General features: G+C 57.7%; 22 protein-coding genes. 5 read left to right on the top strand and 17 right to left on the bottom strand.

Annotation, left to right across the window (positions count from 1 at the left end; translation table 11 throughout):
* Positions 1-43 precede the first annotated feature (43 nt).
* From CCALI_RS07315 to CCALI_RS07295, 5 genes are all read right to left on the bottom strand, one after another.
* Positions 44-550, bottom strand: a complete 507-nt coding sequence (locus CCALI_RS07315) for a hypothetical protein (protein WP_016482838.1) — start codon at positions 548-550, stop codon at positions 44-46.
* 85 nt (positions 551-635) lie between these two features.
* Positions 636-1,790 (bottom strand): hypothetical protein, encoded by a 1,155-nt coding sequence (locus tag CCALI_RS07310; RefSeq protein WP_016482837.1) that lies wholly within the window; start codon positions 1,788-1,790, stop codon positions 636-638.
* A 14-nt stretch (positions 1,791-1,804) separates the two neighbouring features.
* Positions 1,805-2,467: a hypothetical protein gene (locus CCALI_RS07305; RefSeq protein WP_016482836.1), complete on the bottom strand. Its 663-nt coding sequence runs from the start codon at positions 2,465-2,467 to the stop codon at positions 1,805-1,807.
* Positions 2,464-4,323, bottom strand: coding sequence for a glutamate mutase L (locus CCALI_RS07300; protein ID WP_016482835.1), 1,860 nt, complete (start codon positions 4,321-4,323; stop codon positions 2,464-2,466). The genes CCALI_RS07305 and CCALI_RS07300 overlap by 4 nt, the downstream gene beginning before the upstream one ends.
* 25 nt (positions 4,324-4,348) lie before the next feature.
* Positions 4,349-4,750, bottom strand: a complete 402-nt coding sequence (locus CCALI_RS07295) for a response regulator (RefSeq protein ID WP_016482834.1) — start codon at positions 4,748-4,750, stop codon at positions 4,349-4,351.
* Positions 4,751-5,081: 331 nt separating this feature from the next.
* Here CCALI_RS07295 and CCALI_RS15730 point away from each other — a divergent pair, with 331 nt between their 5' ends.
* Both CCALI_RS15730 and murI read left to right on the top strand, forming a co-directional pair.
* The gene (locus CCALI_RS15730) at positions 5,082-5,621 is read left to right on the top strand and encodes a GerMN domain-containing protein (protein WP_016482833.1); all 540 of its coding nucleotides are present in this window, start codon (positions 5,082-5,084) and stop codon (positions 5,619-5,621) included.
* Positions 5,618-6,448 (top strand): glutamate racemase, encoded by an 831-nt coding sequence (murI, locus tag CCALI_RS07285; RefSeq protein WP_016482832.1) that lies wholly within the window; start codon positions 5,618-5,620, stop codon positions 6,446-6,448. Before CCALI_RS15730 ends, murI begins: the two co-directional genes overlap by 4 nt.
* Positions 6,449-6,467: 19 nt before the next feature.
* Here murI and CCALI_RS15105 read toward each other — a convergent pair whose 3' ends face one another.
* The 3 genes from CCALI_RS15105 to mfd form a co-directional block, all read right to left on the bottom strand.
* The gene (locus CCALI_RS15105; protein ID WP_016482831.1) at positions 6,468-8,570 is read right to left on the bottom strand and encodes an AAA family ATPase; all 2,103 of its coding nucleotides are present in this window, start codon (positions 8,568-8,570) and stop codon (positions 6,468-6,470) included.
* A gap of 92 nt (positions 8,571-8,662) precedes the next feature.
* On the bottom strand, positions 8,663-9,019 hold the full coding sequence (locus CCALI_RS16930; RefSeq protein WP_425481271.1) for a TRCF domain-containing protein: 357 nt from the start codon (positions 9,017-9,019) through the stop codon (positions 8,663-8,665).
* On the bottom strand, positions 8,995-12,225 hold the full coding sequence (gene mfd / locus CCALI_RS07275) for a transcription-repair coupling factor (protein ID WP_052572356.1): 3,231 nt from the start codon (positions 12,223-12,225) through the stop codon (positions 8,995-8,997). The genes CCALI_RS16930 and mfd overlap by 25 nt, the downstream gene beginning before the upstream one ends.
* Positions 12,226-12,235: 10 nt before the next feature.
* Between mfd and CCALI_RS16065 the strand changes: the two genes are divergently transcribed.
* From CCALI_RS16065 to CCALI_RS07265, 3 genes are all read left to right on the top strand, one after another.
* Positions 12,236-12,451, top strand: coding sequence for a hypothetical protein (locus tag CCALI_RS16065; RefSeq protein WP_155850503.1), 216 nt, complete (start codon positions 12,236-12,238; stop codon positions 12,449-12,451).
* A gap of 734 nt (positions 12,452-13,185) precedes the next feature.
* The gene (locus CCALI_RS07270) at positions 13,186-13,680 is read left to right on the top strand and encodes a hypothetical protein (RefSeq protein WP_044948987.1); all 495 of its coding nucleotides are present in this window, start codon (positions 13,186-13,188) and stop codon (positions 13,678-13,680) included.
* A gap of 108 nt (positions 13,681-13,788) precedes the next feature.
* Positions 13,789-14,694: a phytanoyl-CoA dioxygenase family protein gene (locus CCALI_RS07265; RefSeq protein ID WP_016482826.1), complete on the top strand. Its 906-nt coding sequence runs from the start codon at positions 13,789-13,791 to the stop codon at positions 14,692-14,694.
* 71 nt (positions 14,695-14,765) lie between these two features.
* Here CCALI_RS07265 and CCALI_RS07260 read toward each other — a convergent pair whose 3' ends face one another.
* The 9 genes from CCALI_RS07260 to CCALI_RS07230 all read right to left on the bottom strand — a co-directional run bounded on the left by CCALI_RS07260 (position 14,766) and on the right by CCALI_RS07230 (position 21,419).
* Complete coding sequence (locus CCALI_RS07260) at positions 14,766-15,032, bottom strand: hypothetical protein (protein WP_016482825.1); 267 nt, start codon at positions 15,030-15,032, stop codon at positions 14,766-14,768.
* A gap of 69 nt (positions 15,033-15,101) precedes the next feature.
* The gene (locus CCALI_RS16060; RefSeq protein ID WP_016482824.1) at positions 15,102-15,272 is read right to left on the bottom strand and encodes a hypothetical protein; all 171 of its coding nucleotides are present in this window, start codon (positions 15,270-15,272) and stop codon (positions 15,102-15,104) included.
* Positions 15,269-16,093 carry a rod shape-determining protein MreC gene (gene mreC / locus CCALI_RS07255; protein ID WP_016482823.1) on the bottom strand — a complete coding sequence of 275 codons (825 nt, stop codon included), beginning with the start codon at positions 16,091-16,093 and terminating at the stop codon, positions 15,269-15,271. The genes CCALI_RS16060 and mreC overlap by 4 nt, the downstream gene beginning before the upstream one ends.
* 30 nt (positions 16,094-16,123) lie before the next feature.
* Entirely contained in the window at positions 16,124-17,170 is a 1,047-nt protein-coding gene (locus CCALI_RS07250; protein WP_016482822.1) for a rod shape-determining protein, read from the bottom strand.
* A 113-nt stretch (positions 17,171-17,283) separates the two neighbouring features.
* On the bottom strand, positions 17,284-18,156 hold the full coding sequence (locus tag CCALI_RS07245; RefSeq protein ID WP_172636638.1) for a DUF58 domain-containing protein: 873 nt from the start codon (positions 18,154-18,156) through the stop codon (positions 17,284-17,286).
* Positions 18,125-18,676 (bottom strand): hypothetical protein, encoded by a 552-nt coding sequence (locus tag CCALI_RS16340; protein WP_172636637.1) that lies wholly within the window; start codon positions 18,674-18,676, stop codon positions 18,125-18,127. The genes CCALI_RS07245 and CCALI_RS16340 overlap by 32 nt, the downstream gene beginning before the upstream one ends.
* 240 nt (positions 18,677-18,916) lie before the next feature.
* A complete protein-coding gene (yaaA, locus tag CCALI_RS07240; protein WP_016482820.1) occupies positions 18,917-19,144 on the bottom strand; it encodes a S4 domain-containing protein YaaA in 228 nt (75 codons plus the stop codon).
* Positions 19,141-19,980, bottom strand: a complete 840-nt coding sequence (locus CCALI_RS07235) for a glycoside hydrolase family 16 protein (protein ID WP_016482819.1) — start codon at positions 19,978-19,980, stop codon at positions 19,141-19,143. The genes yaaA and CCALI_RS07235 overlap by 4 nt, the downstream gene beginning before the upstream one ends.
* 116 nt (positions 19,981-20,096) lie before the next feature.
* On the bottom strand, positions 20,097-21,419 hold the full coding sequence (locus CCALI_RS07230) for a glycoside hydrolase family 27 protein (protein WP_016482818.1): 1,323 nt from the start codon (positions 21,417-21,419) through the stop codon (positions 20,097-20,099).
* Positions 21,420-21,457 lie beyond the last annotated feature (38 nt).

The raw sequence follows: 21,457 nt of genomic DNA, 5'->3' as shown, positions 1-21,457 counted from the left end.
AGCAAACGTGGGCCCAAGGAGATATCTCCTTGGGCCTTTTTGGTTACTCGTCCAAAATGGTTTCTGTCTCGCCGCTAACCCACGTTAGCTCAGCATGTAGGAGGGTGCCCTCCAACAAAAAGTGGAACGCCTGAAGGCCTGTTAGCTCATGGGGGGAGCCATCTGGACGCAGGCCAAGACCCACCCAAAGCCCATCGAAGGTATTTGGAAAGGGGCAGCTGATTTGGATGCGCCTTGTTTCGACAAGAATCTCCACAGTGCCCGGAAAGAGCGCTATGGTCTGTGTGTTTTTGCCACCGCTAATGCTTGGCACGTAGTAAGAGAGCGACGCATGGATAGTCCCTTCGGAGTCCGCGTTAGGGCCTTGAAGAAGGATCGTCATGCTTTCAACATCGGGTTGTGCTATCTCACGCCCATTAAGGAAGAGATAGAGAGAGAGCGGGTCTTTTTGGGTGACGACGAGCAGCGTGAGCCCACCGCCTTGAATGCGGGCGAGATCAGAGGCGCGTGGTTGCGGCACGCTGCTGTTAGGATGAGGTGTGTTGTTCATAGAATCGTTCCTTTATGGCAAGTAGAAATTGTGAGGGAAGAGGTAGTTACACCGTCTTGTTGTGGGCATAGCGCAGCGAGCCTCCTTAAACAACTTCGATGATCTCGACGTTGGCACGAGGGACGGTGACAACACGGCCGTCGGCCAGTTTCGCGCGCAATACACGCACCACGGCGCCCGATTCAACGGGTTCGGGGGCTGTGGGCAACTCGGCGACCTCACCGATCGCCCCGAAGTAAGGCGCGCGTATCAGGCGAATGGGTGTGCCAACGGCAAGCGCTTGAGTAGGTTGGGTATCGGCCTCTGGAGAGCTGTCTTCATGGGAGCCTAGCGGTACAATGACTTCTGGGCGAAGTACCCCTGCCCTTATTTGGGTGGCGCCGTTGATGGAGGCTTGTTGACCCTCCAGATGGCAGAACAGGCGGAAGGTACGCTCGGCCATAGGGATGGGGCCGAAACCTTCCGTGAGAATAAGTGTGAAGGGGATGGGCTCTTGACCGGTGATGGCGACGCCGATGTCGTAGTTGGGGTCGTTGAGCGTATCGGCCAGGAAGGCGATGAGGTCGGTATCTACAATGCCTCCGCAGACGATGCCAGCAACACCCATCTCGGCGGCTTTGCGCAAGGCTTCGGGCGTAACAAGGCTGCCGCCCACCACAACGCCGCCTTGATGCTTTTCATGGATGTGGTGCTCGGTGAGGGGACTATCGGGTCCGCTAGTTACCACATGAAGGGTGCCTAAACGCTCGCCTCCAACCCCAAAGATACCCTGTACGAGCGCCCCGGTACAATGAATCACCACCCCCTCTTGCGGAAGCACCCGCAGAACATGCCCACGCACATAGGCACGTTGCTCTACCGGCAGCGGAGGGGGACGAATGCCGATATTGCCTGTGGTCGGTGAGATAAGCTCTAGGGTGCCGCTGAGAGGGGAGTAGAACCGGCTGCGGAAAAAGCGCCCAAAAAGGCCGCGCGTTTCGGCTAAAAGGTCTCCTTTCTGGACTTGGTCGCCCTGCTTCATTTTGAGAACGGTTGGCAACGCCGAGGGCTCTATACCGAGCTGGGCGGCAAGGCGAATGGTCTGCATGGGGCTTGGCAACTCGGCGCGGGCTACCACCGTGTCCGGCCATACCGCGTCGCCTTCCTTTACCAGCACTCTTCCCTTCACCGGTAGGCGTCTCTCCTTTTCGATGTGGGTATAGGAAGAGACTTTAAGGCCGGGGGTGTAGGCGGTACTCATGGGCAAGTCCTCCGCTATTGTGGACGCATATCGCGTCGGGTGACAACATCAATGCGTCCGCTGAGGTAGAGGATAACGGTTTTGGCGTTCTCCGGATCGCCGGTATTGTGAGGAAACGAGAGCGCCTTATACAGAATAGCTTGGTCGTTGACGTTGTTGATGGGCGGAATGCTTACCGTGGCGTTGGGAGGGGCATTAGGCTTTTCGATAAGCAGCACGGTTCTATCAGGGTCTATGGAAGGCTGGGCGTCGGCATTGGATTTTTGGGTGAAGGAGCCGCTGGGCTCGAAATTGTACTCCGAGGCGTAGGTGTTAAAGGCATAGCCGACCTCGCCGTTGTCGGCAGGCCCATGCAAGAAAGCTTCGCGCCCACCTGGGCGGCTGCTAGAGGCCGAGAGATAGCCGAGGATGGCATCGGTCCAGTGATCTGCTTTGGGAAGCTTCCCATCAAAATCTTTGCTATATAAGAGCATGGCGCTATAGAGGGTATGCAGGTTCTCTTGGGCGATGACGATATCGCGTTGGGCTTTAAAGCTCATGAAGCCACGATAGCCGCCCCAAAGCACGCCGACGATAACGATGAGAGCGACGACAAGCGTGATGTAGTTCAACTCTCTTTGCCCCAAACGCAGCGTTGCTTTCCGTTCGGGGCGTGCAGGTGTTGGTGTTCCGTTCATGATACGTTGGTCTCTACCACGGTTCGGTTTTGTTGCGGCAGGGGTATATTCAGTGCGCGATACCATTGCTGCAGGCAGTGGAGGCGCGCCTCTGGGTCGGCTGGCAGTTGCAATGGCCGCCCGCGCGCGTCCACGATCAGGCCTACCACCCCGCCTTTCACGACGCGTCGCACGGCGCGCCCACGTCCGGCGCCTAAATCGAAGGCACGCGAGGGGGTCACCGTTATCTCTTGTTCCATCGGCTCGCCGGCCGCGTTAAGTCCTAGCGAATAGAGCCGAAGCGCTCCAAACGGCACCGTATCTTTCCAGCCTTCCCCCTCAACGGTAACGCAGGGCTCTCCCTCTCTGCTTACGCCGATCGGCGCAATGCATGTTCCCAGATAGACGAGGCAGTCACGTTGGAACACGTGGGTTGCGGCCTCCGGATGGAGGGTAGAGAGCACGCCGAGTTGAGGCATCATGAAGATGGAGTCGACGGTGAGCAGCGTAAAGCCTTCCGGTTGGAAGGCATCCAGCATCATAAGGGCGGCTTGAGCGCGAAGGGGTGCATGGGAGAGCACACCCCCTGAACCCACGATCATATCTAGATCGAGGCTGTTGATGAAGCTTTTGGAGGTTTTTTGCTCGAAGATCTGGCCAACGTTTTTGGCCTGAGCGACGCCGAACAGGTCTCTGGCCAGCGATTTGTGATGCTCGAAGGCGAGGGCGAGCGCTTCACGACAGACGGCCTGTTCCAGCAAGAGGTCGGTGAGAAGCTGTGGGATGGTGGTGGGGCGGATCATCTTGTTCCGCAGCTGATTACGAACTTCGGAGGGCTCGACAGGGAAGGGGAGCCAGCGGCAGATGCGGGCGATTTTCGCCTCCGCGAGGACGTTGCAGATGGAGTAGGACATGCCCAAGTTGGCGGAGACGGTGCGGGTAAAGTGACCATCAAAAACGGAAAAGACGTCGGTGGTAGCGCCTCCGATGTCCACGCCGAGGAGGTTGATGCCCTGCTGTTCGGCGATGGTCTGCATAATTTTACCGACGGCGTTGGGGGTAGACATGATGTCGGCGCTGGTCCAGTTCAGCAGCTTGCTGTAGCCTGGAGCTTGTTGCATGACGTGTTGTAGAAAGACCTCATGAATGGCCTCGCGTGCTGGCCCGAGGTTTTCTCGTTCTAGGCTAGGGCGGAGGTTAGGAACTTGGCGGAGGTCGAAATGTCCATTCAGAATCTCGGCCACCTGGGGGTAGGCGTCGGGATTGCCGGCATAGATGACGGGCAGTTTGGTGTTGTGGCCGAGACGGGGGCGCGGGTCGGCGGCAAGCAGCATCTCGGCCATTTCCACGAGGTGGATAACGGTACCGCCATCGGTGCCTCCGGCCATGAGGAGGATATCGGGTCGAAGCTGGCGCAGACGTTCCACGCGCTCAAAGTCTTTACGGCCGTCGTCGGTAGCGAGCACATCAATGACAATGGCTCCGGCGCCAAGGGCGGCGCGCTGGGCGCTTTCCGCGCTCATTCGCTTTACCACGCCGATCACGGTCATCTGCAGCCCTCCGCCGGCGCTGGAAGTCGAAAGATAGAGGTCTACCCCCGATCCATCCTCTTGTTGCGGTGTCAGCGGTTCCCCGCCATCGTCGAGGAGACGGCGCCCGCACAGCTCCTCTACCTCGCGGATGGCGTTGGTAACGCCGATGGTCACGTCGTCGAACGGCGCTTCGACGGTGGTGGGCGCCTCACCGCGGCAGATGAGGCGGTAGGCGCCATCCGGCTGTTTCTCAATGAGAATGGCTTTTGTGGTAGTACTGCCGCAATCGGTAGCGAGAATAGAGCGAACTCGGTTGGGGTCTATGAGCATTTTGGCGGTGGACATAGGCAATTTTAGCACACGGCAGGCTCTATTTAGCGTTTTTTAGGGCGGCTCGCTTTGGAAAGAGGCCCGCGAGGATCTGCGGTAGGCGCTCTTGCAGTGCTGAGTTGGCCACGAGCTTATCGCAGCCGGCGATCTGCGCTTTCGGGCGCATCTCGCTAAGACGGGTATGAGAGACGAAGCCAAGCACTTTGATAGAGGGATGAAGGCTTTTGGCGCGTTCGGTGATGACCAGAGGCTGCAGTCCCTCAATATTAAAGTTGATCAGAACCAACGTAGGCGTTAGATGATGCAGACGCGCCAAGGCCTCATCTTGGGTGCGGGCGGTGATGACCGACCAACCCAAGCTTTTCAGTGCGGATTCTAGTCGAGATGAGGAGAGCAGATCGGGATTGACGATCAGCACCGTAGGCGTGCTCGACGGGTTCATAGCGTTTTCTCTGTTTCCCTTCCTTAAATCCGTTTATTCCTCTTTGGGCACCTATTTCCCTTCTTTTGTATTCCTGTTTACGTTATTTTGGGTTTCAAGGTATACCGCTGGACTTGGTTTGAGAACGGCGAGCGGGCTTGCCTCCCCGCTCTTCGTCTCCCTTTGTGGAGGGGACACCGTTTCGTGTAGAGATGAGGTTGTGCGTGTACCCAAAAGGGCGTCCGATTGACAATAAGGCGGAGCGCACAGTATACTGCCTGCGGTTTAAGAGACGGGGAAGCGAACCCGCCTCGCGTACGCTGCGAGCCGACATTGGCCGAGATAGTTCACTATGAAGAGCATAGATAGAAATCGCTTTTTGCTTTATGGGTTTACAACCGTTTTGTTGTCCGTGTGGCTCACGGGATGCAACAAACCGTCGTCTACGAGCCCTTCTGGGCCTACCAACACCGTACCGCCCGCGCCTGTGACGTCGCCGCCGGTTACCCAGCCACCAAGCACGGTTAGTGAAACCCCTGTTACGGATGCGATCAACCGCTTATTGAAGGAGCAGGCAACGACGTCCTACCCGGTGTTGCCGCGGGGCACGAAACTGTTGGGGGCGCGGGTAAAGGATGGCGTGGCCTATTTGGATTTTAACAGCGCCTTTAATCAGCTGGCCAATATGGGCGACACAACCGAATCGGAGGCCCAAAAGGCGCTTCGTCGCGCCTTACAGGGTATTCCGGGCGTAAGGATGATGGCCGTTACGGTGGAGGGGAAACCTTTTCAAAGTCAAATGACGGACTGGACAACGCCTTTTCCCGTTGCGGATCTGCCCTCTCAGCCAGACAGCCAGAAAACCTCAGAGCGCAACGAGGTTGCCCCGTGAGCGTTCCGTTCCTCGGCGTGTTCGATTCGGGTGTTGGAGGGTTGACGGTGGTACATGCCCTTCGCAAGGTGGCCCCGCGTATGCCGATCTGGTATGTTGCGGATCAGGCGCATGTGCCTTATGGTGGGCGTCCCTTAGAGGAGGTGCGCGCGTTTGCCTGCGGCATCAGCGAGGCGCTGTTAGCCAAAAGAGATGGCGTTAGCGAGTGTGTGGGTGTGGTGATGGCGTGCAACATCTCTTCGGCCGTCGCTTTGCCGGTCGTTCAGGCAAAATACCCTCATGTGCCCGTTTTGGGGATGGTTGAGCCGGGGGTGCGAGCGGCCGTAAAGCGTACGCGGAACGGCCGTATTGGGGTGCTTGCCACAGAAGGGACGGTTCAGAGCGGTGCCTACCGCCAGACGCTAGGCCGAGTCGCGCCCGATGTGGAGGTGTACGAGGTCGCTTGTCCCGCCTTTGTTCCCCTTGTGGAGGCCGGTGCGGAGGGGAGCGAGGCGGCACGGGAGGCCGCTTGTCGCTACTTGCATGAATTGGAATCTCGCGATGTAGATACGGTGATATTGGGTTGTACGCACTATCCTTTTCTGCTTCCTCTCTTAAGGCGCCTCAGCCCGCAGTTTGTGTATGTAGATCCGGCCGAACCCACCGCGGAGATGGTTGGCGAAAAGTTGTCTTCTCTTAAGACGCCTGACGTGCCGCGCCATCAGCTTTTCACCACGGGCGACGTGGGAGTGTTTCATGCGCAACTGGAGCGTCTCTTCCCCGATCTGCTGTTGGTTTCCGAAGTGAAACCGGCCTGGTGGGATGACGGGCAACTTCTATTGGGTTAAACCAACGGCTTTTTTGTCTCTACGCGATGCGCGCCCGGAGGGTGTTGTCGTATTGGAAGATAGTGACGGTGAGGGGAGTCATTTCGCCGGGCACATCGGGTAGGTAGGGCTCTAGAATCGCGCCTAACTGCTCGTCTATTTCACGCTCCCAGTCGCGCGGGTGCGCGGCATGTTGCTGGCGTTGCAGCAGCCACTCCAGCGCCGTGGCGTCCCAGTTCAACTCGATGCCCTGCGCGTGATAGCGTTGGATAAGCGTTTGCAGGCAGGGAGTGGCAAGGAGGGCTTCGCATTGTGCGGGCGAGGGCGCCCTTAGACACACCTCATCCATCTGCTCCACGAGATCGGGTTCAAGCACCGTTTCGGCCAGCTCTCGCGGGTCTGGTGTCGGTTTCGTATGACCTCCGACCAATCCCATCTTACGAATCTGTTCCGGGTTTATATCGGCGGAGAGCAGCGTAATGGTATCGCTAAGGAAGATGCGTTTGCCGCACGAGTCGGTGAGAAGGCCGGTGGCGATGGCTTGAGCTAGCAGGCTACGAAGGCTTTTGTGGCAGGATTCGATGTTGCGGCAGAGGAACACGCAGCTTCCAAGCTGGGCGATTTGATGGATGGGCAGACGGCTTTCGTAGCCCACGTAGCCTGGGGGCGAGCCGATGAACTGGGAGATGTCGTGCGCCTCACGCATACCAGCAAGGTCAATATCTACGAGGCGGGCGGCATCGCCGTAGACGGCTTCGGCGATGGCCTCTGCCAGCGGGCGCGCCAGGTAGCTCATCTCTCCTATGAGCAAGAGGGTCGCATTGGGGCGTTCGGGGTGGGTGTCGAGGCCGCGCAGGCTGACACTGAGACGATGCACAAGCGCTTCGGCATCGCTAGGTAGCATCAAAGAGCGTTCCTGCAAAACCTGTTTCAGGCGTGCAATGCGTTCGGCGGGCGTCAGCAACACGCCCGTCATACGGCGGGTTATCTCGGCTACGTCGCTTTCGCGGACCTCGGTTTGCCCTTTTGCCAGGGCATGGGCGACGCACTGTTCCAGCAGGTCCACGCCTTTATCGGGAAAGCAGCGGTTGCGGAGGCAGGTATGGGCCACCTCTAAGATCTGCTGGAGCACTCCATCGCTAACGCTGACGCCGCGCAGCCGCTGAAGCTCGTCGCGGAGGGCTTTTAGGATGGCACTTGTTTGGGCGAGCGTTGGCTCTTGAATGCGGATGGGTTGGAAACGCCGTTCGAGGGCGGGGTCGGCTTCGATGAAGCGGCGGTATTCATCGTCGGTGGTAGCGGCGATACAGGCGATCTCACCACTGGCCAGTGCCGGTTTTAGGAGGTTGGCGAGGTCGCTGCCTCCTCCGGCGGCGCGCATAATGGTATGCATCTCATCAATAAAAAGCAGCACGCCGGTGCGACGGGCTTCGGCGAGGAGGGCTTGCACGCGCTCCTCAAACTCGCCGTGCACATGGGTGCCTGCGAGGAGGGAGGCCGGTTCGATGGCCCAAAGATGGGCGTTTTGGAGAAGGGGTGGCACGTCGCCGCGCGCGATATATTGGGCTAAGCCCTCCACGATGGCCGTTTTCCCAACACCTGCTGGCCCGATGAGAGCTGGGTTGCGTTTGGTGCGACGGCAGAGGGTCTCTATAACCATCTGTATCTCCTCTTCACGCCCCACGACGGCAGAGAGGCGACCTTCGCGAGCGGCGCGCGTTAAATCTCTTCCATAGCGGTCCAGGAGGGGACAGAAGGGCTGCTCTTCAGGGGTGTTTTTCAGCAGAGGAACCGGCTCTTCCAAAGCATAGCCTGCGCGGGTAAGGATGACTGCGCAGAGATCGCGCACTTCGATTTGGGCTCTGTTTCCTGCTTGTGCAATGCGCCCCGCCTCGGCAATCACCTCCTCTTCCGGAAGCTGCGGCTCGCGTTGGCCTTGCTGCAGACGACGTTGAAGCAAGGGAAGGAGCATCTCGGGATGAATGTCTTTGGCCATCTGTTCTACCAAGCCGCGATGTTGGCCGAGAAGTACCAGCAGCCAATGAGCCAGCGTGAGGGGCTGGCCTGGTGATTGCAGCGCTCGAACGGCCGCTAAGAGACGACGGCTTTCGGCCGATAGGGGTAGGGAGCCATGTGCTTCCATAGGGGCGATCGCTCTCTCCTTGATATTTTGAAACAGATCATACCCCGTTCAGTGCTTTTAGGGGCCAAGAAAACGTTGGTGTTATGGGCGACCTATCTCTGGGTGGGCAAGGAGGCCATTTCGGGCTTTTTGCCGTAAGCCAGCGCTTTATCCAGAACCTCGATCATCTCTTCCACCTGCTCGCGCACTTTATGGCTGGTAAGAGGCAGGATAACCCCTTCCGACGTGAAACGATGGCCTTTAAAGGCGTGGTTCAGCAACCGAATGGCTTCGGGGGTGAGGCGAACATGCGGGGCGAATCGAATGGTGAGGCCGCTTCGATCCCCTTTAATGCTTGCGATGCCGATCTCTTTACAGCGAAGGCGGATACGCAGGATGGCCAGCGCCTCCCAGACGGGCCGCGGTGGATCGCCAAATCGATCTTCTAGTTCGGCCTGAAGGTTTTCGATGCTTTGAGGGTGCGGGCGCCGCTGAGGTGCTTGTAGAAGTAGATACGTTCCGCCTCGCCGGGGATATAGCTTTCGGGGATGTAGGCGGTGACGGGCAGATCGACGGCGGGAAGCATGTCCTCTATGGGCTCTTCGCCGCGCAGCTCCTGCACGGCTTGGGAAAGAAGTTGGCAATAGAGGTCGAACCCCACACTCAGCATGGCACCGCTCTGCTCGGCCCCCAAGAGATTCCCTGCCCCGCGAATTTCCAGATCGCGCAGGGCGACTTTGTAGCCGCTGCCCAGAGCGCAAAACTCACGAATGGCCGCAAGCCGCTGCTCGGCATCCTCGCGCAACACCTTGTTGGGGCGGTAGAGCAGATAGGCATAGGCTTGACGGTTGGAGCGTCCTACGCGACCGCGCAACTGATAGAGCTGTGCGAGCCCCATGTGGTCAGCATTATCAATAAGGATGGTGTTGCAGTTGGGGATATCGAGGCCGTTTTCAATGATGGTGGTACACAGCAGCACATCCGCCTTATGATGGTAAAAATCAAACATAACCTGTTCAAGCTCCTCTTCCGACATCTGCCCATGCCCCACCTCGATGCGCATATCGGGGATGAGCTTTTTCAGGTGCTGCGCCACATGGTAGATCGATTCGACGCGGTTATGGACAAAGTAGACCTGCCCATCGCGCTCCAACTCTCGCAGAATGGCATCACGAACTAGCTCATCATCATACTCACGCACATAGGTAATAACGGGCATACGTCCTTCGGGTGGGTCTTCGATGAGGCTCATGTCGCGCAGTCCGGAGAGGGCCATCGAGAGGGTGCGCGGGATGGGGGTGGCCGTAAGGGTCAGCACATCCACCGAGGTGCGGAGTTTTTTGAGGCGCTCTTTCTGGGCTACCCCGAATCGCTGCTCTTCGTCTATGATAAGCAGTCCGAGGTCTTTGAACTCCACGTCTTTGCTGAGGAGACGATGGGTGGCCACGACGATATCCACGCTGCCCGTTCGCAGGCCTTCCACCGTTTTGCGCTGCTCAGCGCGAGTACGGAAGCGCGAGAGCAGTTCGATGGTGATGGGGTAGGCGGCGAGGCGTTCCGAGAAGGTGGCGTGGTGCTGAGCGGCAAGCACGGTGGTAGGGCAGAGAATAGCCACCTGTTTACCGGCAGATACCACTTTAAAGGCGGCACGGATGGCAACCTCGGTTTTACCGAAGCCCACATCGCCGCAGATGAGGCGATCCATGGGGCGTTCGCGTTCGAGGTCGGCTTTTACCTCTTGAATGGCCTGTAGTTGCCCAGGGGTCTCTTCGTAGGGGAAGGCTTCCTCCATTTCGATCTGCCACGGGGTGTCGGGGCCGAAGGGAGGGCGTGTGGCGGCCTCGCGGGCAGCATAGAGGCGCAGCAGCTCTGCCGCCATCTGCTTAGCCTGTTCGCGCACTTTGCGCTTGGTGCGCTGCCAGTCGCCTCCGCCAATGCGGTTGATCTGAGGGGGAGCCCCATCGGCTCCTATATAGCGCTGGATGCGGTCAATCTGATCGGCGGGCACATAGAGCTTATCTCCGCCGGCATATTCGATGAAGAGGAAATCGCGTTCGGTGCCATCAATTTGGCGACGGACGAGGCCCCGATAGATGCCGATGCCGTGATGGATGTGAACCACGTAGTCGTTTTCGCGCAGATCGAGCAGGGAGCTGATGGCCACACCCCCGGCCACCTTGCGATGGGAGCGAACGGGTCGAGCGGCGCCGAACAGCTCCGCATCGGTCAGCACATAGAGCTTAAGATCGGTGAATTTGAAGCCGGCGCGAAGGCGTCCCTCCTGCACATAGAGGCCGGGGTTGTGCGGAGTCTGTTCTTTGGGTTGCACTGGCAGATGCAGTTCGGCGCATATCTCGCGCACGCGCTGCGGTTGGTCGGAGGCGATGACCACACGACATTCATTTGTCAGCCAGGTGCCTATCTCATCTGCAAGCAGGGAGAGCCGGCCGCGGTAGCTTTCCATGGCGGCCGAATGCACCTGAAGAAAGCAGAGGGGAGTAAACGGCTCGACATGGCGTGCAAGCAGGGTCAGCAGCAGGAGGCGATGCTGTTGAAGTCGCGCGTATCCTTCCTCTAGGGGCAGGATGGGAGGTTCCAGGTCGAGAAGCTCTCCACGTTCATAGTGGCGTTCGCGAGCGGAGCGCAGATCGGCATCATGCCGCAGCCAGTGCTCTTGCACCTGGTGTGGTTCATCGAGCACGACCATTCCATCGGGTGGCAGATGGTCGAGAGCGCAGATAGTTTCTGGGACGATATAGGTAATGTAGCGCTCCAAGCTGTTAAATCCAGTACCTTGTTCGAGGGCGACTAGATCGGCCTCCACCAGTTCGGTAAGACGCTCGGCAGCTTTGGTAGCCTCTCGTGTTTTTTGCGCGAGCAGTTCGGCGCGGCGGGTTTCAAGCCTCGTTTTTATGCGATGAAGGGCTTCGACGATCCGCTGCGGTTCGAGGACGGCCTCACGGGCGGGGGCGATCTCTGCCCAGGCCTCTCGGCGGATGGAGCGCTGTGTGGTTACATCGAAAGCGCGGATCGAATCGATGGTATCGCCGAAGAGCTCGATTCGTATTGGCGCCTCAGCGGTGGAGGGATAGATGTCGAGGATGCCGCCCCGGCGGCTAAACTCTCCGGGTTGGGTAACGGTGAGGGTAGGGAGATAGCCGAGCTTCACAAGTCGGTGTAGGATGGTGTCGAGGTCTACCTCAGTTTCGGCCTCTAGGCGAAGGCTTTCCTGTTGAAGGTAGGCGGGTGGGATGGTTCGGCGCAGTATAGCCTCGATAACACCGATAACCACGCATGGCCGGTTTTGCCCTAGGAGCTTTAGGGCGCTCAGGCGTTCTCCGATAAGATGGTGGTCAACCACATCGTCGGGGGTAAAGAGGCTTGGCGAGGCCGGTAAAACGGCCACGCTTTCACTGGGAAGGCCGAAATGAAGAAGGTCATCGGCAAGCCGTTGGGCTTGTTCTTGCTGGTAGGTTATAAGGAGGATAGGCCGTTGGAGAGCGGTAGTAAGGTGTGCCAGCAAGAAGCCCTTGGCGGTGCCAGCCAGGCCTTCTATTTGCGCGATGGTGGGCGATGGCGAGTCGCGCAGGGCACTGACCAGCGTATCGAGGCCTGTAAGTTGATCGGCTAGCGATAGAAGCTCTTTAAGGCTCATGGTTATTGGGTTACGCAGCACAAAACGGCGAATGCCGAAATCAGCGGCCTTCGCCTTCTTTCTTCCGATAGAGGTACGCGTATGGCATAATGCGATGCTATTTTACCGTTCCCTGCCGCTTTTTGGCAAATCGGCATCCTGCATCCGTTGGAGCCTCGATGGTGGTCATCCGGTAGCAGAGGGGCAGAGCGCCTGTTGCCAGCAGGTTTCTAGCGGGACGACCTGTTGCAGAGCGACTCGACACTAACAAATCCCGTCGGGCATGTACGAGGGGAGATAAGTTCGTCGCTATAAAATTTGCCAACGATGTGCGGAATATTGTCCCTAAAAAGGGTATTGCATTTCGCATGTCCCTGCTGTCAACTTATGTGTAGAGGTATGAAAGCAATGGAATCTTTGTCGGAATACCTCTGTACCGGCATGGTGTGCACGAAGACTATGTGTAACGGGACTCCAAAAAACTGCGTGCGTGCACTCAACTGGGGGCTCGAAGCTTTTGAAAAGCTAACATACTGGCCCCATTTTCAGTGCGAACCTGGAGGTGTTCCGAATGCCTACTGCAGCAACTTTTACACAACAAAGTGTAGTATCGTTGAGATCTGGCCTACTGGCACCAATTGCGCCGGTCCACCGGTAAGCTCAACGACAAACTATACGCAAATCTGTGGCTTGTGATCGAGAGATAGGCAGGGCTTAAGATGCGAACTGGATATTTGAATTTGGTGTTATTAGGTCTAGGGGCTTTACTGCTCCTAGACCCCTCCTGCTCTTTCGGGCAAGAAGCACAAAAGTCTTTTGGGGAAGCCCTCAGTAAGCACCGTTCTGGGCGTTCATGAGAGAGTGCCTGATCGCTTGAAATCAGGCAGAATTAGCTATCGGATAGTAACAACCTACTGAGATACTCGTTTACACCCCAAACTCGCTGGGCAAGGGGACGTACCTGTCTGGAGGGCAGCAGTATCAACTTGGAAACGTGAGGTTTTGCCCTATGTGAAGAACCTCGATGTGTTCCGCTGCCCATCGAACGGCGACGCATGGAGCACCAACGGATATGCGAGTGTGCCAGGAGATGAGACAAACCTGCTCTATCCGAAGGCGCAGTGGCTTGCCATCTCTTATGGCTACAACAGAAGCTTCTTTAATGAGGGGGTGCCGCCATGTTGGTATGGCCAGCCAATGGCCCGACCGCGCTATGAAGCTGAGATCAGCGATGCTTCTAGCCTTGTTTTGCTTCTGGAAACGCGCTGGAGCTTCCCCGATCTCGGCGATTGGTTCATCCCGCTTCGCGGCCCCGATAGCGATTCCCAAGGCCCGTTCCAAAGCTATAATGGTGCTTGCAATTGGCTGTTTGCCGATCTGCATGCAAAACACCTAAAGCCCGATGCTATCTGTCGGATGAACGGTTGGTCGGAAAACTATCCCGACTTTACCAATGGCTGTGCACTGCTTGATCAGGAAGCACCCGCGTACAAATAGCACCTGCTAGTCCACTGTCTTTCAGCAGGCTTCTCTCGGAAATCGCAGTATAATGTAAGAACGGCAGCGCATACTGCCATTTATATTCCTTTGTGAGAGGAGGCCGAAATGGCACGCACGGTGATCTCGGATGAGGAAGCTCGCTTCTTTCACGAAAACGGCTATCTCATTTTGCGTAATGTCCTTGCGCCCACAGAGCTCGCTCGGGTTCAAGCGGCGATGGACGACCTTACGCGCTATGGAAGTGAAACCGTTCGCAACCACCCCGATTTCATGTATGGGCGTGGACATAAAACCGGTCAACCGGTGTTGCAACGGATCGAGTATGTGATTGACAAGAAGGACGAGATGAAGGTGTTGCTTGGTCATCCGTTCATTCTGAACACGGTGGAGAAGCTGATGGGGCCCGATCTCATTCCCACGTGGGATTCGATGGTGCTTAAGCTGCCAGGAGAAGGCATTGTGATACCATGGCATCGAGATGCGGGCACCGAACATGTAGGGGATACCCCCATCTTTAATGTAGATTTTTATCTCGATCCGGCCGACCACGATACCTGTGTTTGGGTGATTCCAGGGAGTCATCTTTGGAGCCAGGAACAGGCCAAAGCGTGGTTACAAGCGCATGCAAAAGACCACACCCGTGCCGATTTTGAGGCCTCGGGGGCTGTTCCCGCCCTCATGTCGCCTGGAGACGTGCTTTTGCACAATATCTTGGTGATTCACGGTTCACCGGAGAACGCATCGGAAAAGCTGCGCCGTGTCGTGTACTATGAGTTTCGAACGGCTCATGTAGAGGCGGAGTTGGGGCCGCATACACCCGAATATATTCTTCACAAGCAGAGGGTGCTGTTGGCGTGCTTAGAGCGTCGTCGCCGTGCGGACTACATTCCTGCCGACGAGGTTCCCTATGTCTACCACCCACCGGCCCCATGGAATCAGGTGAAGCTGGCCCCGGGCGAGGAGTTGCCCACCTATCGTTATCCACATGGTGAGTTTTGGCGGGCGGCCTAGTTTGAGCATCGGTTTTTGCGAATAGGGAATGGTTTTTACTGCTATTCCCTACTTTCTATCTCCTACTCCCGTTAGGCAATGGCGTGCGTATTTTGGTGGGCGCCGAGGAGCCAACGTAGGAGGGGGTAGAGCGGGATGGCGAGAACCATGTTGTAGAGGGTGGTTTTGCCGGTAACCAAAAGCCAATGGAGGAGAATCGGCGGCGGAGCGGCCACCAGATAGATCAGCGCGGCTACCAAGGTGCCGGCAGCGGCGAAGAAGGGGGCTAGAAAGGTGCTGCCGCGAAAGACTCGCTCGCCTAGCCATCCGATGCCAAAGCCAACCAACGTGCTGCCCATGATAAGGCCCCCGAGCCCTCCGCCGATGAGAGGAGAGATAGAGGCAAACAGAAAGCCGTTAAATAAACCCTAACACGGCCCCTCGTTTGCGGTGCAAAAGGTGGCCCCAACGTGGTGAGCAGAAGCGGCGAGTTGGGGAGTGGCGTCCTCAATAGCGATGCGGCCTGCCCATGCAAACTGAAAGATGGCCGCCATAAGCGGGAGGACGATGAACAACAGGAGGCGTTTGCCGAAGCTCATCGCAGCACGTAGACCTCTTCGAGCCGATTGAAGTCTACAGCAGGTTTCACAAGGGCTTGTTTGCTGGTATGGCCTTGATCGACTTGTACGCTCACCACGGTGCCGATGGGAATGCCTGGAGGAAAAACGCCGTAGCCGGCAGTTACAATTTTATCGCCGGGGCAAATATCGGCATCGCCGGCCAGGTCTATGAGGGGAATGAGGGGCGAATAGTCGCCACGGCAGAGGCCGACGGCTCGCGAGGAAGCCCGCTGTACGCGCGCGCCCACCATGCCATTGCGATCAGTGAGGAGCACAACGGTTGCGGTGTTGGGGGTCACTTCGCTGACTTGGCCTACGAGACCGTCGCGAGTGACAACAACGCTATGCACATGTACCCCGTCGTTGCTTCCGCGCGAGATAACGATGGTATTAAAATTCGGATCGGGACGTAGGGCGATCACCCAGGCAGCGAGGGGAGGTTTAGGGAGCGTGCGTACGAAGCCGAGGTCTTGTCGCAGCTGCACATTTTCGGCTGCGGCCTCTTGAAGGCTCGCGTTTTCGGCCTTCAGACGCTCCACTTCGGCACGCAAACGGCGATTTTCGCGTTCGAGGGCGCTACCCCGAAGAACCCAGCCGAAATTGCGACCACACCATCGCGAAAACCGGTTTAACGTGCTGGCCGGGTAGGCCAGAGCGGTGCGAGTCCAGGTGGTAACTGGGTCGGGACGTCCATGGGCAACAAGGCGATTATGCCATGCGCCGGCTAGGGTACCGAGCAGTAGAAGCAGCAGCAGCGCCTTATAACGGAGGTGTCCGTGTGGGCGTTCCGGCGGCAGCATGGTGGTAACCCCTAAGAGTGCCGGCTGGGACTAGCGTCCACCACGGAGGGCGCGACGCATGGCGGGGTTAGCATCCAGCTCTTCCAGAAAGCGGCCAGCGCCCAACACCACACAGCAGAGCGGGTCTGGAGTGACATGGACGGGCATACAGGTTTCACGAGTCAGCAGTTTATCCAGCCCTTCCAGAAGGGCACCGCCTCCGGCAAGAGTAATGCCCTGCTCATAGATATCGGCAGCGAGCTCTGGTGGGGTGCTTTCCAGCGTCATTTTTACGGCTTCGACGATGGTGTGAACCGGCTCTTGAATGGCCTCACGGATTTCGCAACTTGTTAGCAGGGCGCTGCGCGGCAGTCCGGAGAGCAGGTCTCGACCACGCACTTCGTACTGTTTATCGGGGCCGGATGGATAGGCGGAGCCGATGGCGATCTTCACCTCTTCGGCCATGCGGTCTCCGATGGAGAGGTTATAGGTGCGCCGCACATAGTTGACGATGGCCTCATCTATCTCATCACCGGCCACGCGCACCGAGCGACTCACCACGATATCGCCAAGAGAGATGACAGCCACTTCGGTGGTGCCGCCGCCGATGTCCACAATCATCGAACCGGTGGCCTCAGAGACGGGCAGGCCAGCGCCGATGGCGGCAGCCATCGGTTCCTCGATGGTATAGGCTTCACGCGCCCCTGCTTTTCTCGTGGCCTCGATGACCGCACGCTCTTCGACCTCGGTGACGCCAGAGGGAACCCCAATGACCACCCGCGGCGGTAAAAGGGCGTTTCGACGATAGACCTTTTGAATGAAATAGCGGATCATCGCCTCGGTCTGCTCGAAATCGGAGATCACTCCGTCGCGCAGTGGGCGAATAGCGGTAATGCTGCTCGGCGTTCGACCTAACATCCGTTTGGCCTCTTCGCCGACGGCGATAGGTTTTCCGGTATCGGTGGCGATGGCCACCACAGAGGGCTCACGCAAGAGGATGCCTTTCCCCCGCACATGCACCAGTGTGTTGGCGGTTCCCAGGTCGATCCCCATATCGCGAGAGAAGCGCCCTAGCGTCTCGCGCAGTAAAGTCAGCACAGCTCTACGTCTCCCCAGGCTCGGCTCGCAATCTCCTACATTATGACACAAACCACGAAAATTAGAAAATAGGATTTTTACGCCAGGTTTGCAAAATTTGCATTACCTGCTTTTTAGAGCAACATACGCTCTTTGATCTCCAAATAGCGGTTCACCAACTCGACCGAGAGTTTCTCTGCAGAAGAATCTACCACTAAAACCCCTTTTTGCGCCAATAGGCGCAGCGCTTGATCGCGTTGTTGGAGGGTTTCGAGGGCGGCGACCTTTTGAAAGATCGCCTCAGCGGTCTCTGGCGGCTGCTCGCGGGCGCGCACCCAGGAGGTGTTAAGTAGCGTGACGGCGACGGGCAGGTGGCGCGGCTGTTGGGCCGCGAGAGTGGCGATGAGGCTACGAGCTGAGACGGGGTCCCACAGGTCGGTAAAGCAGATCAGCAGAGAACGGCGTGGCCAGCGCTCTTCTAAAAAATGGAAGGCGGTTCGGTAATCCGGCTCTTCAAGGTCTGCGTAAAGGTTGTGAAGGGCTTCGAGAACGGCGTAGCTCTGTTGACGGCCACGACGTGGGGGGAGGAAGGTATAGATACGGTTGGAGAAGGCAAGCAGCCCCACCCTATCGTCGAAGAAGGAGGCCACGTGGGCCAGAAGGAGGGCGGCTTGAATGGCATAGTCTATTTTGGCACGGCCTTCGAGTTCTCCCCACATGGTGCGCCCTACATCCAACATCATTAGGATGTTTTGGGATCGTTCCAGCTCATACTGGCGGGTCACGAGATGCCCCTTACGTGCGGTGGCTTTCCAATCTATATGGCGAATCTCATCGTCGGGCACATAGTCGCGCAAGCTTTCAAATTCGCTGCCGATGCCATGGCGATGGGCGCGTCGCACCCCTATCTGCTGAAGCTGGCGGCGTTGGGCTGCCAGGTTAAAACGGGTTAGCTCGCGCAGACCCGGATAGACCTTAACGACCTGGACAGCCGGTATGGAGAGCACTCGCCCGACGAGCCCCAGCGGGCCGTAAAGCCGCACGGTGATGTTGGCAAAGGCGTAGTCGCCACGGCGGTTGGGATGAAGGCGATAGGTTACCGTTTGCCGGTTCGAGGCTGGAACATGGAGGGTGAAGGGGAGATGGGGCAGGTCGTTTTGAAACGCCTCCGGTGGGGAATCGAGCAGTTCGATGTGGAGCGGGGGTGTCGAGGGCTAGTCGTTCGTCTACTTCGCGGTAGACATCGAAGGCGAAGGTCGAGGGCAGGAGAGCCCAGTCGAGCAGGGCAAGCGCCACCAGTCCTATGGCCCAATCGATGCCAGCCCAGCGCAGTCCAGGTAGGAGACCGCTGGCGAGGAAGAAACCGGTTCCCAAAAAGAAGAGGAGGAGCCAACGCCGTTGAAAGATCATAACACGTGCGCGCGGAGGAAACGCGCCCCCTTCGTTGTTAAGTGGCTGACGCCTATCAAGAGCACGGTACACTTTAGCACATTCTGCAACCGAAGCGCAACGCACCGTCCAACTCAAACTGCAACCCGCACCCACACCGGCTGATGCGCTCAGGAGCATCCTTGAAACGGCCAATGCCGCCTGGCGTGCGCAAAAAGGGGCGCAACGCCTTGCGCCCCTACATTTGCATCGTTTGGTTCGATGGCGAAATAGGCTCGCGGCTGGCCTATTGCCAGCAAGGCCGCTGTAAGACGGCCATAGGATCGGCGGTAGGTTCGTCTGTCGCGCGATCAAGGCCGTCGTGAGGCGCACGGCCGTTTAGGGATGTTCTCCTTTGGTTATTTGATAACTCCTGCCATCGAACGTCACCGTATCTCCAGGGTAGAGTTTGCGTCCCCGTCGGTTTTCCGGCTCACCGTTTACGTAGACGGTGGTGGTGGTCAGGAAGGCACGTACAGCTCCTCCGGTAGGGATGGCTCCTATCAGCTTCAGCAGTTGCCCCAAGGTGATATATTCTTCTCGCAGGGGCACGAGGGTTTTATTCATCCCTTTTGATAGACGCGTACGTACTTCACGTACATGATGGCAGGGAAGTGGGTGGTGTTGTCGGGCATGCCCGGCCAATAGCCGCCCACGGCGAGATTCACCAGCAGATACATGGGGACATGGGGAATATGGCGCGTTGTGCGAAATCGAGGAGTTCCATCCACGTACCAAGTGAGGGCTGTGGGCGTCCACTGCACTGCGAACGTGTGATAGCCAGCGGAGAAATCGGGGCCTACAAAGCTCCCACTATCGCCCACGTGGCTGGGATCCTCACCCACATAGTGGTTCGTCATATAGACCTTGTTGGGCTGATGGCCTAAAATCTCAAAGACATCTATTTCGGGCGGCCAGCTTTTATCGGTGGGCAACAGCCAAAAAGCAGGCCAGAGGCCTTTCCCCTTTGGAACTTTGACGCGGATCTCGAACCATCCGTACTGCTGTGCGAACTTACCGTAGGTGGTAACGATGCCGGAGGTGTAGGGCATGCCGCCCATGGAGCGCCGTTCCGCGATGAGTTCGAGGTGGCCATTGCGCACGCGATAGCCGTCGGGGGCATAGTACTCTTGTTCCCCGTTGCTATGGGTGCGCACGCCATCGGGGTAGGAGTCGATCCATTTAGAGGTATCGAGATGGTTCCCTTTGAACTCGTCGTCGAAGGTGAGGTGATAGCCAAGTGTTCGCGGGTCGGATACATGGGGAAGGTCAGCGAGGTCGGCGTGATCGTTATGGTTCACACCCGGCTCGGTTCGCGGGAAAGCTCGGACAGCGCCGAGGCCGAGAACGGCGAAGAAGAGCACGAGGAGACCGGAAATGATTTTTGCAACCGTGCGCCACATGGCATGAGCTCCTAGTAAGTTTGTTCGAGTGTTCCATTTTAGTATAGCACAAAATGGGGGTGTGGTTTTCATCAGCAGACTCCGCCCTATGCGAGGCGGATGGGTAGGGTCTGCACTTAATTTTGTTGCGGGATCAGACGCACAAGGCAGCAAGCATGGGGTGCGAGAAGCTGTGTGAAGCGATCGTTGTAGATGCCGAGATCCCGATGGCTCCAGAGATCGTGTGCTTTTACTGGGCCGGTAAGGCCGAGCTCCCACCAGGTAACGGTAACTGGAACGGTGGCCTGATCGTCGAGGTTAAAAAGGGCGACAACGAGGCTGCCATCTGCGTTTTGTACCGCCCATACTTGTTGGGAGCCGAAACGTACGGGATGGGCAGGGCGGCCGGCCTGGTCTACGGCGATGACCTCGGTGTTAGTGAGCAGGCGAAGACCGTAGGAGTCGAGGTGGGTGAGGTCGTCACCGGGGTAGAGTGGGGAGCACTCGATGGCCCAGAGAGTCATCATCGTTTGGCGCTCCGCGTCGGTAAGGCCATCGAGGGCACCGTTACCAATATCCAGCGAGTCGAAGTCGTTCCAGCCCTTGCCGGGGCCGGCATTTTGGTACCACCGTGCAGCCGCCTCGAAACGCACTTTTACCTGAGGCCAGCTCGTCAGCGTGGGGCCGTAGCGGTCTATATCGTCGGTGATGCGCCATCCGTTCGCGTAGCGTTGCCAAAAGTCGGCATAGTGGGGATCGAGGTTCCAGGATAGCTCGAGCCAGATGGGGCGCCCGGTATGGGCAAGGGCTTGGGCCCAAGCGGCCACTTCCGCGCGATTATCTATGGAGAGGTCGTTATGGTCGGAGCCTGGGGTTACGCCGTCGAGCTTAAGGAGGTCTACCCCCCAGTTAGCGAACTCCTGAGCGATCGAGGCGATGTAGGCTTTGGCCGCCGGTTTTGAGAAGTCTATTTTGTAGGTGCCGTTGACCCAACCGTTGCCTGGGGTGGGCGGTTGCACAAGAATGTCGCGTAGGTGAGCGGAGGTACCAAGTATTTGAGGGTTCGCTTGATAGAGATCGCCCCAGATGCCGACGGTGTAGTAGATGCCGAGTTTTTGGCCGTAGCGGTGTACATAGCGCGCGATAGCTGCAATGCCTTCAGGAAACTTTTTACGGTCGGGCAGGGGACGACCGAAAGCATCGTAGCCTCCTTTCCAGCCCGAATCGAGGTTGATGTAGAGATAGCCGTAGGGCTGTAACAGGCGGTGCATGGCGTCAGCCTGCTCTTTAACGTGTTCGGCGGTGAGCCAATCCTCCCCGTTATAGCTTGGGGAGCGCACGGCTTCGAGGCTCCAGCTGCTCCAGCCCATGAAGGGTTTCGGAGCTTTTGCAGCTTTTTGAAAGACTTGGGGTTGCACGAACAGGAACAAAAAGAGAACGCTTTGTAGTGCTCTTTTCATCGTCGAGACCTATTGAGAGTTAAAAAGAGATTCTTTTC

The organism is Chthonomonas calidirosea T49 (assembly GCF_000427095.1).
GTDB lineage: Bacteria > Armatimonadota > Chthonomonadetes > Chthonomonadales > Chthonomonadaceae > Chthonomonas > Chthonomonas calidirosea.
This window is presented reverse-complemented; position numbering and strand designations above follow the sequence as displayed.

What these genes read in the sequence shown, in the direction of transcription:
- CCALI_RS07315 (WP_016482838.1), bottom strand. Translation starts at nt 550, where the DNA reads ATGAACAACACACCTCATCCTAACAGCAGCGTGCCGCAACCACGCGCC.
- CCALI_RS07310 (WP_016482837.1), bottom strand. Translation starts at nt 1,790, where the DNA reads ATGAGTACCGCCTACACCCCCGGCCTTAAAGTCTCTTCCTATACCCAC.
- CCALI_RS07305 (WP_016482836.1), bottom strand. Translation starts at nt 2,467, where the DNA reads ATGAACGGAACACCAACACCTGCACGCCCCGAACGGAAAGCAACGCTG.
- CCALI_RS07300 (WP_016482835.1), bottom strand. Translation starts at nt 4,323, where the DNA reads ATGTCCACCGCCAAAATGCTCATAGACCCCAACCGAGTTCGCTCTATT.
- CCALI_RS07295 (WP_016482834.1), bottom strand. Translation starts at nt 4,750, where the DNA reads ATGAACCCGTCGAGCACGCCTACGGTGCTGATCGTCAATCCCGATCTG.
- CCALI_RS15730 (WP_016482833.1), top strand. Translation starts at nt 5,082, where the DNA reads ATGAAGAGCATAGATAGAAATCGCTTTTTGCTTTATGGGTTTACAACC.
- CCALI_RS15105 (WP_016482831.1), bottom strand. Translation starts at nt 8,570, where the DNA reads ATGGAAGCACATGGCTCCCTACCCCTATCGGCCGAAAGCCGTCGTCTC.
- CCALI_RS16065 (WP_155850503.1), top strand. Translation starts at nt 12,236, where the DNA reads ATGCCGAAATCAGCGGCCTTCGCCTTCTTTCTTCCGATAGAGGTACGC.
- CCALI_RS07265 (WP_016482826.1), top strand. Translation starts at nt 13,789, where the DNA reads ATGGCACGCACGGTGATCTCGGATGAGGAAGCTCGCTTCTTTCACGAA.
- CCALI_RS07260 (WP_016482825.1), bottom strand. Translation starts at nt 15,032, where the DNA reads ATGGGCAGCACGTTGGTTGGCTTTGGCATCGGATGGCTAGGCGAGCGA.
- CCALI_RS16060 (WP_016482824.1), bottom strand. Translation starts at nt 15,272, where the DNA reads ATGAGCTTCGGCAAACGCCTCCTGTTGTTCATCGTCCTCCCGCTTATG.
- mreC (WP_016482823.1), bottom strand. Translation starts at nt 16,093, where the DNA reads ATGCTGCCGCCGGAACGCCCACACGGACACCTCCGTTATAAGGCGCTG.
- yaaA (WP_016482820.1), bottom strand. Translation starts at nt 19,144, where the DNA reads ATGAATAAAACCCTCGTGCCCCTGCGAGAAGAATATATCACCTTGGGG.
- CCALI_RS07235 (WP_016482819.1), bottom strand. Translation starts at nt 19,980, where the DNA reads ATGTGGCGCACGGTTGCAAAAATCATTTCCGGTCTCCTCGTGCTCTTC.
- CCALI_RS07230 (WP_016482818.1), bottom strand. Translation starts at nt 21,419, where the DNA reads ATGAAAAGAGCACTACAAAGCGTTCTCTTTTTGTTCCTGTTCGTGCAA.